At 51.4% G+C, this 16,575-nt stretch carries 18 protein-coding genes; 8 read left to right on the top strand and 10 right to left on the bottom strand.

All coding sequences use genetic code 11. The features are described from left to right. Positions 1–297 precede the first annotated feature (297 nt). The 5 genes from MP213Fo_RS08650 to rimM form a co-directional block, all read right to left on the bottom strand. On the bottom strand, positions 298–762 hold the full coding sequence (locus tag MP213Fo_RS08650) for a GNAT family N-acetyltransferase (RefSeq protein ID WP_421088646.1): 465 nt from the start codon (positions 760–762) through the stop codon (positions 298–300). A 148-nt stretch (positions 763–910) separates the two neighbouring features. Next, entirely contained in the window at positions 911–2,320 is a 1,410-nt protein-coding gene (gene leuC, locus MP213Fo_RS08645) for a 3-isopropylmalate dehydratase large subunit (protein WP_421088645.1), read from the bottom strand. A 239-nt stretch (positions 2,321–2,559) separates the two neighbouring features. Beyond that, entirely contained in the window at positions 2,560–2,997 is a 438-nt protein-coding gene (rplS, locus tag MP213Fo_RS08640) for a 50S ribosomal protein L19 (RefSeq protein WP_421091077.1), read from the bottom strand. Between the two features lie 258 nt (positions 2,998–3,255). Next, complete coding sequence (gene trmD / locus MP213Fo_RS08635) at positions 3,256–3,951, bottom strand: tRNA (guanosine(37)-N1)-methyltransferase TrmD (RefSeq protein WP_421088644.1); 696 nt, start codon at positions 3,949–3,951, stop codon at positions 3,256–3,258. Then, complete coding sequence (rimM, locus tag MP213Fo_RS08630) at positions 3,951–4,598, bottom strand: ribosome maturation factor RimM (protein ID WP_421088643.1); 648 nt, start codon at positions 4,596–4,598, stop codon at positions 3,951–3,953. The genes trmD and rimM overlap by 1 nt, the downstream gene beginning before the upstream one ends. 203 nt (positions 4,599–4,801) lie before the next feature. Between rimM and MP213Fo_RS08625 the strand changes: the two genes are divergently transcribed. The 3 genes from MP213Fo_RS08625 (at position 4,802) to aroB (ending at position 7,741) form a co-directional block, all read left to right on the top strand. Next, complete coding sequence (locus MP213Fo_RS08625) at positions 4,802–5,767, top strand: tyrosine recombinase XerC (RefSeq protein WP_421088642.1); 966 nt, start codon at positions 4,802–4,804, stop codon at positions 5,765–5,767. 204 nt (positions 5,768–5,971) lie between these two features. Then, the gene (locus MP213Fo_RS08620) at positions 5,972–6,580 is read left to right on the top strand and encodes a shikimate kinase (protein ID WP_421088641.1); all 609 of its coding nucleotides are present in this window, start codon (positions 5,972–5,974) and stop codon (positions 6,578–6,580) included. Between the two features lie 24 nt (positions 6,581–6,604). Further along, a complete protein-coding gene (gene aroB, locus MP213Fo_RS08615; protein WP_421088640.1) occupies positions 6,605–7,741 on the top strand; it encodes a 3-dehydroquinate synthase in 1,137 nt (378 codons plus the stop codon). 48 nt (positions 7,742–7,789) lie between these two features. Here the strand turns inward: aroB and MP213Fo_RS08610 are convergent, their stop codons facing one another. After that, the gene (locus tag MP213Fo_RS08610) at positions 7,790–8,119 is read right to left on the bottom strand and encodes a BolA family protein (protein WP_421088639.1); all 330 of its coding nucleotides are present in this window, start codon (positions 8,117–8,119) and stop codon (positions 7,790–7,792) included. Between the two features lie 180 nt (positions 8,120–8,299). On the opposite strand from MP213Fo_RS08610, the gene MP213Fo_RS08605 reads away from it, so the two are divergent. From MP213Fo_RS08605 to cobT, 3 genes are all read left to right on the top strand, one after another. Beyond that, positions 8,300–8,923 (top strand): DnaJ domain-containing protein, encoded by a 624-nt coding sequence (locus MP213Fo_RS08605; protein ID WP_421088638.1) that lies wholly within the window; start codon positions 8,300–8,302, stop codon positions 8,921–8,923. 132 nt (positions 8,924–9,055) lie between these two features. Beyond that, positions 9,056–10,042: a cobaltochelatase subunit CobS gene (gene cobS / locus MP213Fo_RS08600; RefSeq protein WP_421088637.1), complete on the top strand. Its 987-nt coding sequence runs from the start codon at positions 9,056–9,058 to the stop codon at positions 10,040–10,042. 49 nt (positions 10,043–10,091) lie between these two features. Continuing rightward, the gene (gene cobT / locus MP213Fo_RS08595; protein ID WP_421088636.1) at positions 10,092–11,975 is read left to right on the top strand and encodes a cobaltochelatase subunit CobT; all 1,884 of its coding nucleotides are present in this window, start codon (positions 10,092–10,094) and stop codon (positions 11,973–11,975) included. 72 nt (positions 11,976–12,047) lie between these two features. Here cobT and MP213Fo_RS08590 read toward each other — a convergent pair whose 3' ends face one another. Both MP213Fo_RS08590 and rpmB read right to left on the bottom strand, forming a co-directional pair. After that, the gene (locus MP213Fo_RS08590; RefSeq protein ID WP_421088635.1) at positions 12,048–12,710 is read right to left on the bottom strand and encodes a VUT family protein; all 663 of its coding nucleotides are present in this window, start codon (positions 12,708–12,710) and stop codon (positions 12,048–12,050) included. An 80-nt stretch (positions 12,711–12,790) separates the two neighbouring features. Beyond that, positions 12,791–13,087 (bottom strand): 50S ribosomal protein L28, encoded by a 297-nt coding sequence (gene rpmB / locus MP213Fo_RS08585; RefSeq protein WP_421088634.1) that lies wholly within the window; start codon positions 13,085–13,087, stop codon positions 12,791–12,793. Positions 13,088–13,319: 232 nt separating this feature from the next. Between rpmB and MP213Fo_RS08580 the strand changes: the two genes are divergently transcribed. Next, entirely contained in the window at positions 13,320–14,246 is a 927-nt protein-coding gene (locus tag MP213Fo_RS08580) for a DUF3108 domain-containing protein (RefSeq protein ID WP_421088633.1), read from the top strand. 97 nt (positions 14,247–14,343) lie between these two features. After that, positions 14,344–15,234 carry a DMT family transporter gene (locus MP213Fo_RS08575; RefSeq protein ID WP_421088632.1) on the top strand — a complete coding sequence of 297 codons (891 nt, stop codon included), beginning with the start codon at positions 14,344–14,346 and terminating at the stop codon, positions 15,232–15,234. A 4-nt stretch (positions 15,235–15,238) separates the two neighbouring features. Here MP213Fo_RS08575 and MP213Fo_RS08570 read toward each other — a convergent pair whose 3' ends face one another. Both MP213Fo_RS08570 and gloB read right to left on the bottom strand, forming a co-directional pair. Beyond that, positions 15,239–15,688, bottom strand: a complete 450-nt coding sequence (locus MP213Fo_RS08570; RefSeq protein ID WP_421088631.1) for a hypothetical protein — start codon at positions 15,686–15,688, stop codon at positions 15,239–15,241. A 109-nt stretch (positions 15,689–15,797) separates the two neighbouring features. After that, entirely contained in the window at positions 15,798–16,562 is a 765-nt protein-coding gene (gene gloB, locus MP213Fo_RS08565) for a hydroxyacylglutathione hydrolase (protein WP_421088630.1), read from the bottom strand. Between the last annotated feature and the right edge of the window lie 13 nt (positions 16,563–16,575).

Below are 16,575 nucleotides of genomic sequence, written 5' to 3'. Positions count from 1 at the left end.
GTCATTAAACATGCTGTATAAAGACACGCCGCCAAGCGGTCGCGCAAACACAGTAGAGCGAAAACGGCCAAGATCGTTTAAAGGACGACCATGTTAAGGCTTATCTACTGCGGTTTTGCGGTAACGTCAAAGTCACAACAGCGCGACCAGCCATGCAATTAGTCGCACCTGAACAGCCAGATGACGTTTTAAACGGTTTTATGCGCTATATATTGAGCTGTCAGCCGTAAAAATAAAATCCTGACAAAGGCGAAACATCATGAAAACTCAGCTTCAAGACGCCTTTAAGTTTGGTTTTCATAGATGCGGGGCAAAGCGAATCACAAAACTGTTCCAATCAGCCGTTGCCGCAACCTGCTCATAGAGCTTGCGGCCGTCTTCAGGCTGGCGCGGGGCGTTGAGCGCAAGCCTGCTCCATGTCCGCTCTTCTGCCTTATCGGCCAGCACATCAATCAGTGCTTTGGCAATGCCTTTTTTACGGTGATCATGATGCACATAAATATGGTCAACCTGACCTGCGCGCATACCTGATATCGGCTCCGGCAGATCATAAAAAATCACAAATCCGACCAGAACTCCATCGATACGGGCGCCTAGCAATTCAGCACTGCGGTCCTGCAACAATTTTTCAGCATAATATTCATCGGGACGTCGGGGAGCACCACGCTTGAGCGCTTGTGCATAAGCTGCCAGCAACGGCGCGAGTTCACGGGCATCACGCAGATGCAGCAATGTAATATCAATAGCGTGATCTTGTGTCATGTGGCCCTCTTCATCCGAATAACACCAGACTATCTGCTTCTTTTTTAAAAACCAGCATAATCAATATTATTTCTAGCAAAAATCAAAAACCCGCCACATTGATTATACGCAATGGGCGGGTTTTAATTTCAATCAGAATAAGGCCGGATTATTTCCAGTTACGAATATCCGTGAAATGGCCTTTAATTGCAGCAGCGGCCGCCATAGCAGGCGAGACCAGATGCGTGCGACCTTTAAAGCCCTGACGGCCTTCAAAGTTACGGTTTGACGTCGATGCACAACGCTCACCCGGCTTCAGACGGTCATCATTCATTGCCAGACACATTGAACAGCCAGGCTCGCGCCAGTCAAATCCGGCAGCCTTGAAAATGACATCAAGACCTTCAGCTTCCGCCTGTTCTTTCACCAAACCTGAGCCCGGCACAATCATTGCGCTCACTGTTGAGGCAACCTGACGGCCTTCAACAACCTTGGCAACTTCACGCAGATCTTCAATGCGACCATTGGTGCAGGAACCGATGAAAACGCGGTCAATCGCAATATCTTCGATTTTTGTGCCTGCAGTCAGCCCCATATATTCCAGTGCGCGCTGCTTGGAGGCACGCTTGGTTTCATCCGCAATATCATCTGGATTTGGCACAATACCGGTGATTGCCACCACGTCTTCCGGTGAAGAACCCCATGAAACGATCGGCGGCAATGCAGCGGCATCAAGCACCACAACCTTGTCAAAATGCGCACCTTCATCGGTCTGCAGTGTTTTCCAATAGCGAATGGCTTTTTCGAGGTTTTCACCCTGCGGTGCACGCGGCTTACCGGTAATATATTCAAATGTTTTGATGTCAGGCGCAATCAAGCCAGCGCGCGCACCACCTTCAATCGACATATTACAGATGGTCATACGACCTTCCATCGACAAAGCTTCAATCGCATCACCGGCATATTCGATCACATAACCGGTACCGCCTGCCGTGCCGATTTCACCAATGATTGCCAGAATAATATCTTTTGCAGTCACGCCATCCGGCAATTTACCATTAACCTGCACCAGCATGTTTTTGGCTTTTTTCTGAATCAGTGTTTGGGTGGCCAGCACATGTTCGACCTCGGAGGTGCCGATACCATGTGCCAAAGCACCGAAAGCGCCGTGGGTCGATGTATGGCTATCACCGCAAACAATGGTCATGCCCGGCAACGTGAAGCCCTGCTCCGGCCCGACAATATGCACAATACCCTGACGCTTATCGCGCTCGGAATAATATTCCACACCGAACTCGGCCGCATTTTTAGCCAGCGCTTCAACCTGAATACGGCTTTCTTCGTTCTTGATGCCTTCAAGACGATCAGCCGAGGTCGGAATATTATGATCAACAACAGCCAGAGTGCGCTCAGGATGACGAACTTTGCGGCCGGTCATGCGCAGGCCTTCAAAAGCCTGCGGGCTTGTCACTTCATGCACAAGATGACGGTCAATATAGAGAAGACAGGTACCATCGTCCTGTTGATCCACCAGATGATCGTCCCAGATCTTGTCATAAAGTGTACGCGGCGCGCTCATAGTCTACGTCCTTTGAACTGTTCTTACAGCCGCCTGCCCCAACTGGCTCCTTCCGGCTGCAATACTAAAATTATTATGCTCCATATGCACCTGTCGCGCGATTTCGTCAAGAAATGACAAGCGTAACAGGGTGTCGCAGCAAGATTATTACCAAAGCGGTTTAATATGTTTGCAAAAAGAAAAGGGCGACCTTACGGCCGCCCTTATCAATCAGAAATTGCAATCGCAATCTGCAAAAATTACTTTGCAGCTTTAGCAGCAGCCGCATCACGCTCTGCAGCGCGCTTGTCAGCTTCACGCTCAGCTTTCGAGCGATTGTCTTTTTTCTCAACGATACGGGCAGCCTTACCGGTGAGGCCACGCAGGTAGTAAAGTTTCGCACGACGGACTTTACCGCGACGAACAACTTCAACGCCTTCAACCATTGGCGAATAAACCGGGAATACACGTTCTACGCCTTCGCCGTAAGAAATCTTACGAACGGTGAAGCTTTCCTGCAGACCACCACCTGAACGGGCAATGCACACGCCTTCATAGGCCTGTACACGTGTACGTGTGCCTTCTGTTACGCGTACGAGAACGCGAACATTGTCACCGGCACCAAAATCAGGCAAAACGCGCTTTTCAGAGATTTTTGCGATCTGTTCAGCTTCAAGCTGCTTAATAATGTTCATAATAATTATCCTTCTGATTCTTCTCGAACAGTCAGAGCGCTCATCACTTGCATATCAGTCTGTGCTGTCATGCTATGCAGTTCATGCAGGAGCGGTTTCACTACTCTTTGATTTCAGGCTATTGATTAGATATTTCAGGAAAATCTTGAAATGTGAGGCGGCAATACACCATTCCCCCACATGAATCAACCATCGTCTGCGCAAATCAACCGTCGTCTGCACAGCATCGCCCGTTTTAAACAACGAGGCACAGTGCTGCTGCTAAACCTTCTTCGCCTGATAGGCTTGCCATAAGTCAGGGCGCCGCTCGCTGGTAACACGCTTTGCTTGCTCCAGCCGCCATTGATCCACGGCCTTGTGATTACCGGAGGTCAAAATCGCAGGGATGGTGCGTCCTTCCCATTCCTGCGGACGGGTATAATGCGGGTGCTCAAGCAATCCGGTCTCAAAACTTTCTGTCTCACCCGATTCCTGATTGCCCATTACGCCCGGAATTAACCGCACAATAGCATCGAGCAACACCAGCGCACCGGTTTCACCACCGGAGAGAATATAATCACCAACAGAAACTTCCATCAGATTACGCGCTTCGATCACACGTTCGTCAACACCTTCAAAGCGGCCGCAGAGAATCACGGCACCCTCACCTTTGGCAAGTTCACGCACCAACTCCTGTGTCAGCGGGCGTCCACGCGGGCTCATCAGAATGCGCGGGCGATTATCCTGCTCAAGACTGTCCAAAGCCCTTGCCACCACATCAGGCTTCATCACCATACCGGCACTGCCACCGGCAGGCGTGTCATCAACCATGCGGTGTTTATCTGGCGCAAAATCACGGATCTGTACGGTTTCCAGCTGCCATTTATCATCGCGCAGGGCACGACCGGCCAATGCGGCTCCCAAAGGCCCCGGAAACATCTCCGGATAAAGCGTCAGAACAGATGCTTTAAACACCATTACCGCACCCATCCGTCATCATCAGCATCTAAACCCGCTTCAGCATCTGCATCCGATCCTTCACCCTCAAAGCCGTCTTCATCACTCGAGGAGGAGCCATCATCAACAAGGCCAGCCGCCAATGGATCAATAATAATATATCCGTCGGCCATTACGATCACCGGCACCGAGATCAGCGTGAACGGGATCAGAACCGGCTTTTTCCCGCTGTCTTTAATCTCAAGCACATCACCACCGCCAAAATTGAACACCGATGACACCTTGCCATAAATGCCACCCTCAGCGTCACGCACTTCAAGGCCGATCAGATCGGTATAATAAAACTCGTCCTCATCAAGGTCTTGCGGCAATTGCCCGTGATCAACATAGAGCTCTGTACCATTCAGCGCTTCAGCGGCATTGCGGTCGTCAACATCGGCAAACCGCACCACCACCACCGTTTTGCTTGGGCGAATAGATAAAATTTCATATGATTTTCCGGCGGCATCATACAGCAAGCCATATGAGCCAAGATCAAGCGGGTCGCCTGTATAGGTTTTAACCCGCACTTCCCCTTTGATGCCATGCGCCGCGCCAATAACAGCGAGCTGAACAGGATTATCAAGATTTGCAACCGGCGGCTGGTTGCCTTTTTTCTGAGAAGACATGAAAAACCTTAAACTGCGGCGGCAATGAGCCTGCCTTAAGAAACAAGAGCAGTAAATTATATGATGGCTTTTGCCTTAAACAATCCTGCACCAAAGGCCAAGAAAAACCTTTTATTGCGCTTTCACATCCGTGCAACGCTTCCGTAACCGGTGTGTGAGAAGCTGTAACTGACTTATAACCCGAACCGGACATTTTTAAAACAATGCAAGGCGCCAAATCCGACCATACAAAAACAGAGTTTCTGGTCATCGCTGCACCCGATTTAAACGCAGCGCGGCAGGAATGGCTCGGCTCATTGCGCAACAGCCGCAGGCTGGCAGACCATACATTAGATGCCTATGAGCGGGATACGCGCCAGTTCCTGCAATTTATGACCGGTCATCTCAGCCAACCACCAGCGCTTAAAGATGTATCAGGCTTGCGGGTTGCAGATTTGCGTTCCTATCTGGCATCGCGCCGCAATGACGGCGCCGGTGCCCGTACACTCGGGCGCGGCCTTGCTGGTGTGCGCTCGCTGTTGCGCTATCTCGAAAAGCAGGGGCTTGCCAATGCAGCCGGCGCAAGCGCCATCCGCGCGCCCCGCCAGCCCAAATCCTTGCCCAAACCACTAACGGCTGATGCAGCTCTGCGCGTAGTGCAAGCACAGCAGCAACTGGCTGAAGAACCATGGATTGCTGCTCGCAATGCCGCCGTCCTCACATTGCTCTATGGTTGCGGCCTGCGAATATCGGAAGCACTGGCCTTAACACCGGATACTGTAGCTGATCCTACTGCCCGCTCCCTGACAATCCTCGGCAAAGGCGGCAAAAGCCGTATGGTGCCTTTGCTGCCGGTAGTGCACAACGCTATTGCCGATTATCGCAAGCTTTGCCCCTATGTGCTGGGCAATAGTGCCCCCTTGTTTCGCGGCGCCAAAGGCGGCCCGCTGCAGGCAGGTATCATCCAGCGTGAAATGCAAAAAATGCGCAGCGCGCTCAACCTGCCGGAAACCGCCACACCCCATGCGCTGCGCCACTCTTTTGCCACGCATCTGCTGGCACGCGGCGGTGATCTGCGCACCATTCAGGAACTGCTCGGCCATGCCAGCCTTTCCACCACACAGGTCTATACCGGTGTTGATACAGACCGCCTGCTGGAGATTTATGACCGCGCGCATCCGCGCGCTTAGTATCTTTTGGGGCGCATCCGCGCGCTTAATATCTTTTGGGGCACATCCGCGCAGTCGCCAACCATCAGGCACCAGCCAATATAGCGCGCGCATAACAGAGTGTCGGAGATAAAAACAGCTGATCTTTCTTGACAAGCTGCCGAGCAAAAGCGATTGACTTAAACGAAGTGTTTCAAACGGAAGCACCGTCATGAGAAGAAGACGATGCCGAACCTACATAAAAACTCTGACCGGTCTGATCTGCGTCAACAGTCTGATGAACTCAAAGCCTATCTCGGCAAGCGCCCTGTTGTGCTGGTTGGTCTTATGGGAGCGGGTAAATCCACCATCGGTAAAAAGATGGCCGCATTGCTCGATTTGCCGTTTTTCGATCTTGATACCGAAATCGAAAACATCTCCCGTATGAGCGTGACCGAGTTGTTCGCCTCCTATGGCGAGCCGGAGTTTCGTGACCTTGAACGCCGCGTTATGCAGCGCTTGCTTGAAGGCGGCCCGATGATACTGGCAACCGGCGGCGGCGCGTTCATGAATGAACAAACCCGTGAGAGCATTGCTGAAACAGGCATATCGGTGTGGCTCAATGCCGAGCTTGATGTGCTGATGGAGCGCGTATTACGCCGTCAGGATCGCCCGCTGTTAAAAAATGCAGATCCCCGCGCTGTGATGCAGAAGCTGATGACAGAACGTTATCCTGTCTATGAAACAGCAGATATCAGCATCATGTCCCGCGATGAAAAGCGTGAAGTGATTGCGCAAGAAGTGATCACGTTACTGATCGACCATTTGCGGCAGGCTGAGCACGCTACAATCTGACTTTTAATCAAAGAGTACCCGCCTATGACATCTGCTCCTGAGACTGCAAACCACCTTGAAACTGAAACCGTGCATGTTTCATTGGGTGACCGCTCTTACGACATTTTGATTGGCAGCGGCCTTATAGCGCGTGCCGGTCAGGAGATTGCCAGCCGCTTGCCCGGCATACGTGCAGCAATTGTTACTGATAGCAATCTTGAGCAGGTGCACTTACAGCCGCTGATTGCGTCACTGCAGCAGGCTGGTATTCATGCAACACCGGTGGTCGTTGCTGCCGGTGAAAAATCCAAAGGTTTTGAAACTTTAGAAAAAGTCACCAATGAAATCCTGAAAGCCCGCTTGGAGCGTGGCGATGCAGTGATTGCATTGGGTGGCGGTGTGATTGGTGATCTGGCAGGGTTTGTTGCCGGCATTGTGCGCCGTGGCATGAATTTTATTCAAATTCCAACCTCGCTGCTGGCGCAGGTCGATTCGTCTGTTGGCGGTAAAACCGGCATCAATACCGGTTACGGCAAAAATCTTGTTGGCGTATTCAACCAGCCGCAACTGGTGCTGGCTGATACTGATGTGCTCAACACTTTGACCAAGCGAGAATTTATTGCAGGCTATGCGGAAGTTGCCAAATACGGCCTGATTGATCGGCCTGACTTCTTTGCTTGGCTGGAATCAAACTGGCAGGCAGTATTTGCAGGCGGCCATGCGCGCCAATATGCCATTGCCACTTCGTGCCGCGCCAAAGCAGCCGTTGTTGCCCGCGATGAGCGGGAAACCGGCGACCGCGCATTGCTCAATCTCGGTCACACATTCGGCCATGCGCTTGAAACCGCAACCAATTATGATTCGTCCCGCCTTGTGCATGGTGAGGCAGTTGCCATCGGCATGGTGCTGGCACACCAGTTCTCGGCCCGCCTTGGCCTGATATCTGATGATATTGCTGCACGCGTTGAAACGCATTTGCGCGCTGTCGGTCTGCCGGTCTCGATGAAAGACATTGCCGGACTGCCATCAGCAGATGTGCTGATGTCCTATATTGCGCAGGATAAGAAAGTGTCACGCGGATCGCTGACCTTCATTTTGACCCGCGGCCTCGGCCAGTCCTTTATTGCCAAAGATATCGCCGCTGCTGATGTTGAAGCCTTCTTGCGTGAAAAACTGGCATAATTGATCAAACGACAGCAATATCAGTGCTGCCGTTTGATCATCGTCATATCAGGCTGTCTTCTGCTTGCGGCGGGTCGGCTCACCCGGCGCACTTGGCTCCAACGCCAGCGCATGCAGGCCTGAATGCAGCTCTTCGTCCATCAATGCGTTAATCGCACGATGTCGGTCAACACGGCTCAGACCTGTAAATGCATCTGCCACAATAATAACGCGGTAATGTGTTTCACCCGATCCGTCAAAAACTTCTTCATGGCCGCCATCAGTATGGTGATGACCGGCATGCAGATGGCTCTCATTGATGACATCAAGCAACTCCGGCTGAAAAGCATCACTCAGTTTTGCGGTAATCCGCTGTTGTCGCGTCAAAGGAATAGACATTCTGATCTCCTGCCCCCATATAGGGACTCTGTTATGCGCATTGGTTGCCCTTAGGGTATACACAATGAGGCAAAATTCCAACTTCACGTCTGCGTCGATTCTCTGCCTTCCCGGCAACAGTCACGCTTCGTGAAATGTCAATTCTTGTATAACCAGATATGACCCCGTAATATTGATATCATGACAACCAATTCAAAATTTTTCGACAGCATCCGCATCCGCTCCCGCAAGGAAGAAAAAAAAGCCGCAGGCCCTCAGTGCCAGTGGGAGGGTTGCGAAGAAACCGGAACGCATAAAGCCCCAGCGGGTGGTGCGCGTGAAGGTTTATATCTGCATTTCTGCATTAATCACGTGCGGGAATATAATAAGAATTTTAACGCTTTTGCAGGGCTCAGCGATGAAGAAATCGCCAAGTTCCAGAAGAATGCGGCTGTGGGCGACCGCCCGACATGGACCACGACGAAAAACACCACGTCGCGCCAGTCGGCACCGCAATTTGCCCGTATTCGCTCCGGCACCGCAGCCTATCACAATAAGATTCGTGATCCGCTCAATCTGTTTGAGCAAACCAAGGCCCGCGCTGAAGCCGCAACACCAACAAGACGCCCGCGCCCGCTCGAATCCAAAGCTTTTGTCACACTCGGCATTGCGGCAAATTCGACCAGCGACGCCATCAAAGCGCGCTACAAAGAGCTGGTAAAGCAGCATCACCCTGACGCCAATGGCGGCGATCGCGGCTCGGAAGAACGATTCCGTGAAGTTGTGCAAGCTTATCAATTGCTAAAGACCGCAGGTTTTTGCTAAACAAGCTTAAATGTTTCGGGAACAACGGGGAAAATCGGGAGCAAGTAGTTTTCGCCCTTTTGCGTCTTTTTCAAAACACGGCCATTAAACAAGTGATGATATAGCGGTTGGCAAAACCGCTCAGGAGGCATGATGAACAAGGTTGATCGCGACATAAACAATATGCCGGACACAACTGTATCGGTGCGTGACGTGTTCGGGATTGATTCCGATCTTGAAGTGCCCGCCTATAGCAGCAAAAGCGGTCATGTACCGGAAACTGATCCGGATTATATTTTTGACCGCCAGACAACCTTGGCCATTCTTGCAGGTTTTGCCTATAATCGCCGCGTTATGGTTTCCGGCTATCACGGTACCGGTAAATCCACCCATATTGAGCAAGTTGCTGCGCGTCTGAACTGGCCATGTGTTCGTGTCAATCTCGACAGCCATGTCAGCCGTATCGATCTGGTCGGTAAAGATGCTATTGTTGTAAAAGACGGTATGCAGATCACCGAGTTTAAAGACGGCATTCTGCCATGGGCCTATCAGAACAATGTGGCTCTGGTATTTGATGAATATGATGCCGGTCGTCCGGATGTGATGTTTGTTATCCAGCGCGTGCTGGAAGCATCAGGCCGCCTGACTTTGCTTGATCAGAGCCGCGTTATCAATCCGCACCCGGCTTTCCGCCTGTTTGCAACCGCAAATACAGTTGGCCTTGGTGATACAACCGGTCTTTACCATGGCACCCAGCAGATCAATCAGGCACAAATGGATCGTTGGTCGATTGTGACCACGCTGAACTATCTGCCGCATGACAATGAAGTTGCGATCATTCTTGCCAAGTCCAAGCATTATCAAAATGCAGAGGGCCGCGAGATCGTGTCGAAAATGGTACGCGTTGCTGATATGACCCGTCAGGCTTTCATCAATGGCGATCTGTCGACTGTTATGAGCCCGCGTACAGTCATCACATGGTCTGAAAATGCCAATATTTTCAATGATGTCGGCTTTGCATTCCGCTTAACCTTCCTGAATAAATGCGACGAATTGGAACGGTCCATCGTTGCCGAGTTCTACCAGCGTGCTTTCGGTCAGGAATTACCGGAATCAGCGGTTAATGTGGTGTTTGGTTAAAAACACCCCGAAGTCAGGTTAAGTTTTTCTGGTATAAGGCAGTTTTATCATGGCAGGCCCAGGCGATAATATACGCGAACGTCCCAAAGGTCCGGTCGATTCCGAGCCTTTCAAGCGTGCGGTAACCGCCTGTGTCCGTGCTATTGCCGGCAGCAATGAGTTTGAGGTCGGCTTTAGCCATGACCGTCCGGCACTGACCGGCAATCATGCCCGTCTGCCGGATCTGCCAAAACGCCCGACACCCGACGACATTGCGATTATTCGTGGTCTTGGCGATTCCATGGCATTGCGCCATGCCCGCCACGATCCGCGCATTCATGCGCAGCTGGCACCGCAAGGGAGCCAGGCACGTGCTATTTATGACGCCGTTGAACAGGCGCGCGTTGAGGCTATAGGCACTTTGGCTATGGCCGGCATGGCACAAAACATCTCTTCAATGCTGGCCGATAAATATAGCCGTGCCAATTATTCTGCCATTACCTCGCGTGATGACGCACCGATTGAAGAGGCGATTTCGCTTCTGGTGCGTGAAAAGCTCACCGGCTATCGCCCGCCTATGCAGGCCGGTAATGTGGTTGAGCTATGGCGCGACTGGATTGAAGAAAAAGCCGGTACCAGCCTTGATAATTTGACTGACCGCCTCAACAGCCAACAGGATTTTGCCCGCCTTGTGCGTGAAATGCTGGTGGCACTGGATATGGCAGAAGAACTGGCTGAACCGTCAGAGAGTGATGACGAGGAAAGCCAGCAGGAAGAGCAGGCTGATCCTGAAGAATCACAGGAAGGCTCTTCAGAAGAAGATGCTGAAAACCAGTCCGGTGACGGTGACAGCTCTGAAGATACCAATGATGACCGTGAGCGCGGCGACCTTGAAGCTGAAGACGCAGCCTATGAAGATGCGGATGACGGCGAGGAAGAAGATGCTGAAACACCAGGGGAAGCGCGACGGTCAAGCCAGCCTTTCGGTGATTTCGACAAGCAAAATGATTATAAGATTTTCACCCGCGAATTTGACGAGATCGTTGAAGCAACTGATCTCTGTGATGAAGCGGAACTCGAACGCCTGCGCGGTTTTCTCGATAAACAACTTGCGAACCTGCAAGGCGTGGTCGGCCGCTTGGCCAACCGTTTGCAACGCCGCCTGATGGCGCAGCAAAACCGCTCATGGCTGTTTGATCTGGAAGAAGGTTATCTCGACAGCGCCCGTCTGGTGCGTGTGGTGGTTGACCCATCCCAGCCGCTCTCCTTTAAAACGGAGCGTGATACCAATTTCCGCGATACGGTTGTCAGCTTGATTATCGACAATTCCGGTTCTATGCGTGGACGCCCGATTACCGTTGCTGCAACCTGCGCCGATATTCTTGCCCGCACGCTGGAGCGTTGTGGTGTGAAGGTCGAGATTCTCGGCTTCACCACCAAAGCGTGGAAAGGCGGGCAGTCGCGTGAAGCATGGCTGGAGCGCGGCAAGCCAGCGCAGCCGGGCCGTCTGAATGATCTGCGCCATATTGTATATAAAAGCGCTGATGCGCCTTGGCGTCGTGCACGACGCAATCTCGGCCTGATGATGCGCGAAGGCCTGCTCAAAGAGAACATCGACGGTGAAGCGCTGATGTGGGCGCATAGCCGCCTGCTCGCCCGCTCTGAACAGCGCAAAATTCTGATGGTGATTTCTGATGGTGCACCGGTGGATGATTCGACCCTGTCGGTTAATCCCGGCAATTATCTGGAACGGCATTTGCGCGCTGTGATTGATGAGATCGAAAACCGCTCACCGATTGAGCTGATTGCTATTGGTATCGGCCATGATGTGACCCGCTATTACCAGCGTGCCGTTACGATTGTTGATGCTGAAGAACTGGCAGGTGCCATGACCGAACAGCTGGCATCGCTGTTTGAAGATCAGGATCAGCCTAAAAAATCCCGCCGCAAATAACAGCTATAATCATATTATTATTTCGCCATCAAACTTATCCGGTTTGATGGCGAAATGGTTTAATCTAAGATTTTAATCGTTACGGGTATTTTGTGTTTTGCCAGCCGCATAAACCGACGGCGCAAACAGCGCAAGAATCGCGCCATAAGGCACCAGCATGATCAGGCTCATAATCACTTTGACGCCGAAATCACCCAGAGCCAGCGACAACCACAACGGCACAATCGCACCAAACATCTGCACCTGATCTGTCAGAGAGCCGTCAGCCAGACCAAAAGCTGTATCCAGCACACTGAATGGCGCTGCAAAAGCCAGCGAGAAGAACAGGATTGTATCCAGCACCGAGCCGCAAAGAGCGGCGGCAAGCGGCGCCTTCCACCAACGCATACGGCGCAAACGGCTAAACACGCTGATATCAAGCAGTTGCGCAAAAAGAAAGGCGCTTCCTGAGGCAATAGCCAGCCGCGGACTGGCAAGCCACACCGACATGATAACACCCAGCGCAAAACCGGCATACACCACCCTGCGGGCAGCTACAGGGCCAAACCGGCGATTGGTAAGGTCATTGACAAGAAAAGCAAACGGATAGGTAAACGCACCATATGTGAGAATATCCTGCAGTCCGAAATAATGGACCGGATATTGCACAAGAATATTGGAGGCGGCAACGGCCGCACACATGGCCAAAACGGGAATGATCATCGCTTGGAAAGCGGAATTATGCTGTGTAGGCATTTTTTTATCCTGGGTAATGGAACCAGCAAAAAGGCCGGATAAACCGGCCTTAAGCAAATTAAATTATGAGCTCAGGCAAATTAAGCAGCTGCTGCTTCAGCAAGCTTCTTGGAAACCTGACGCTTGAGCAAACGCACGCGCTGTGACAATTCATTGTCAGAAGCCTTGGCAAGGAATGCATCCAGACCACCGCGATGCTCAACTGAGCGAAGTGCGTGTGCAGATACACGCAGGCTGTAGCTCTGGCCCATTGCATCGGACATCAGGGTTACATTGCAAAGATTTGGCAGGTAACGACGACGCGACTTGTTGTTCGCGTGGCTTACATTATTGCCGTACAGGACCGCTTTACCGGTCAGTTCACAAGCGCGGGACATTGGTCTCACCTTCAAAATTCTGTTTCAGGCCCCGGCACAAATACCCGATATCGTCTTCGCTTGAGACATTACAATCGTGAGATTGCAGATGTCACGGCGCGCAATATCGGACAGCGGCCTATTGGGAAAGTCGGGTTTCTATAGTTAAAACAGCCCTTGCCGTCAAGCTGATTTCAGTCTGATTGTCGGCAATGACAATGAATTGCCTGTAATCGGCTGGAATTAACTGTCTTTGACCGCATTTTGCCGCTTTTATCAGACAAATACCGGATATGAAAGTTATCAGTCACTTATTTCCTATCACCAAAGCCCTATTGGCCTGATGAAAGAGATTCTTATGCCGTTCACCAACGCTGCCCGATTATTAAAAGCGAGTCTGCTGGCAACGGCATTGTTTCTTCCGTCTTCTGTATTTGCAGCTGATTCCACCTATCGTACCGAATACAACATCTCCATATTTGCAATGACAATTGCCCGCTCTGAAATAACCACCAGAATCAGTGCAAACGATTACGCGCTGGACGGCAGCTTTCGCAGCTCCGGTCTGGCACGCGTGTTCGATAGTACTAAAGGCACAGTTACCATCAAAGGCGCCATCCGCAATCAGGGCGCCCAGGCAAGCGTACAATCTGCCTCTTATCTCACCACCTATCGCAGCGGCAAAAAACACAAGCGTACATCCATCAGTTTCAAAAACGGTTCGGTAACCGGGTTTGACAATCAGCCGCCGATCAAAAAAAACGATCCTTGGGTTGAAACCAAACCTGATGACTTGAAAAACGTGTTGGATCCTATCAGCGCCATGATGGTTACCAGCCCTTCTGCCACTGCTGTTTGCAACCGCACCTTACAAATTTTCGACGGTCAGACCCGCGCACAGATCCGCTTGAGCCCGGCGGGTACAGAAGGCTTCTCCACCAAAGGATTTACTGGCACAGCGGTCATCTGTAATGCCAAATTCGTCCCGGTTTCCGGTTATGAGAAAGACAGAAAGTCGGTGCGTTACCTTGCCGATAAAAGCAAAATCACCATCAGCTTCGCCTCTTTGAATACAGATACCAAAGGTGCGGGAATTTACGCGCCGGTGGCGGCGAGTGTCGGCACCCAGATTGGTACAGTAAAAGTGCGGGCAACCCGCTTTGAACTGGCCAACCAATAATCTCACGTCAATTATACTCAATCCGGCATATTCAATAAGCTGTTGATTTAGCCTTAGTTATCCGCTTCATATAGATGTGAGACAACAGGGGCGGATAATGAAACTGGCAACGCTGATCGGATTTTCGGCCATTTTAATGTGGTCTTTGCTGGCATTGCTCACCACCGCCTCCGGTACTGTCCCGCCATTTCAACTCACCGCAATGACCTTCACAATCGGCTCGCTGCTTGGCGCCGTGTCATGGCTCTGGCGTCCAAACGCCCTGAAAAGTCTTAAACAACCATGGCCGGTCTGGACACTGGGTATTTGCGGCTTGTTCGGCTATCATTTTTTGTATTTCACCGCTCTGCGCAATGCGCCCGCTGTTGAGGCAAGCCTTATTGCATATCTCTGGCCTTTGCTGATCGTTACAGGCTCAGCCCTGATGCCAGGGGAGCATCTCCGGTGGCATCACATTGCCGGCACCCTTCTGGGCCTTGCAGGCACCGTGCTGATCATCACCAAAGGCGGGGGCTTCAGTTTTGATGCACGCTATAGCTTCGGTTATCTGATGGCAGCCCTCTGCGCCTTAACATGGGCCGGATACTCGCTGTTATCACGGCGCTTCAGTGCGGTGCCCACCGATACCGTTACTGGTTTTTGTATTGGCACCGCCCTGCTCTCGCTCCTGTGTCATATCGTGCTTGAAGAAACCACATGGCCGCAAAGCTCCGCACAATGGGCTGCAATTGCCGCTTTGGGCTTGCTGCCGGTGGGAGCTGCATTTTATGCATGGGATTTTGGGGTTAAGCGCGGCAATATTCAAGCACTCGGCGCGGCAAGTTATGCGGCTCCGCTGCTCTCAACATTTATATTGATTCTGTTTGGTATGGCTCAGGCCAGCCTGCAAATCATCGCTGCATGTTTGCTGATTACCTGTGGCGCATTGCTTGCCTCAAAAGATATGCTGCGTACTAAACAAACCGGTCAATCAACGCCGGAGAACTAAGCAATTACTCGCCAAGCAGTTTATGAATGCGATCAAGGTATTTTTTTCCAAAAGCCAGATGTGCCGGATTGATACCTTTTAGCTCATCCACAATCTGCTCCTCATTTTCAGCTTCCACAGCGCTGACACTGCTGACCAGCGCGAAATAACCATAAATATAATCCTGCGCCGTCAGACCATGCTTTTCCAAAACAGCCATTACCTTCGGTTGTTTTTCAATTCTTGCTGCAAGCGCTTTTGGGGAGTGGTCACCGGTTCCGGCCTCATCCTGCCCCTCTCCGGACATATCCATACTATTCAGCTCAAGCTGTGCCGCTTCCATTTTGGTCAGAAATCCGTCTTCAAGCGGAAAATTATTGACCTCTGCAGGCACTTCCGGTTTGGCCATTTCTGAAAAACTCTGCGCGAATGCAACATCACTCACCGGCAGCACAAACAACAGATTTGCGACCAACAAAGATCCGGCGGTGATAGTAAAAATTGAACGCAGGCGCAGGCAAGTCATCATATTTCCTCAATTAAAAATCGGCTTTGCTAAAACTTCCTGGCTAAGATTTCCTGGGCTAGAAGTGATCTTTGCGTTTTCGCAGCTCTGCAAAGACTTCCAGCTCGCTGGCATGCTCAAGCCCAAGATTTTTACGGATTGCTGTATTATGCGCCCGCAAAAACGGATTGGTAGCCATTTCCAGCCCTAAGCTGGTCGGCAAAGTCGGCAGTCCCTCTGCACGCAACCGCTCAATCTCACGGCCGCGCTCTCGTAGCGCCGGATTTCCGCCATCGACCGCCAGTGCGAACCGCAAATTGCTTAACGTATATTCATGGCCGCAATAGATTTTCGTATCGACCGGCAATAGCGCCAATTTTTGCAAGGATTCATGCATATCGGCAGGCGTGCCTTCAAACAAACGACCACATCCGAGTGCAAACAAGGTATCGCCGGTAAATACCACTCTGGCCTGCGGCAGATAATAACTCACCTCACCTGCTGTATGGCCCGGTGTGGCAATCACCTGTAGTTCAAAGCTGCCAAACTGAAACCGGTCACCATCTTTAACACCGATATCCGCGCCGGGAATCTTTTCACTCGCAGGACCGGTAATCTGTGCGCTGAAAGCTCGTTTCAGCGCTTCATTACCAGCAACATGATCAAAGTGATGATGTGTAGTGAAAATAAAATCCAGCTTCCAGCCACGCCGTTTTAATGCATTACGAATGGCCATCTCTTCCGGTGCATCAATTGATGCCGTCAGCCCCGTTTCCGGATCATGAATCAGTACACCAAAATTGTCATCACGGCAGAAAAACTGTTCAATCTCAAGACGGGCCATCAGCCTCTCCTGT

Origin of the sequence: Pseudochrobactrum mosebachae, from assembly GCF_048914685.1 — a bacterium.
Classification (GTDB): Bacteria; Pseudomonadota; Alphaproteobacteria; order Rhizobiales; family Rhizobiaceae; genus Pseudochrobactrum.
This window is presented reverse-complemented; position numbering and strand designations above follow the sequence as displayed.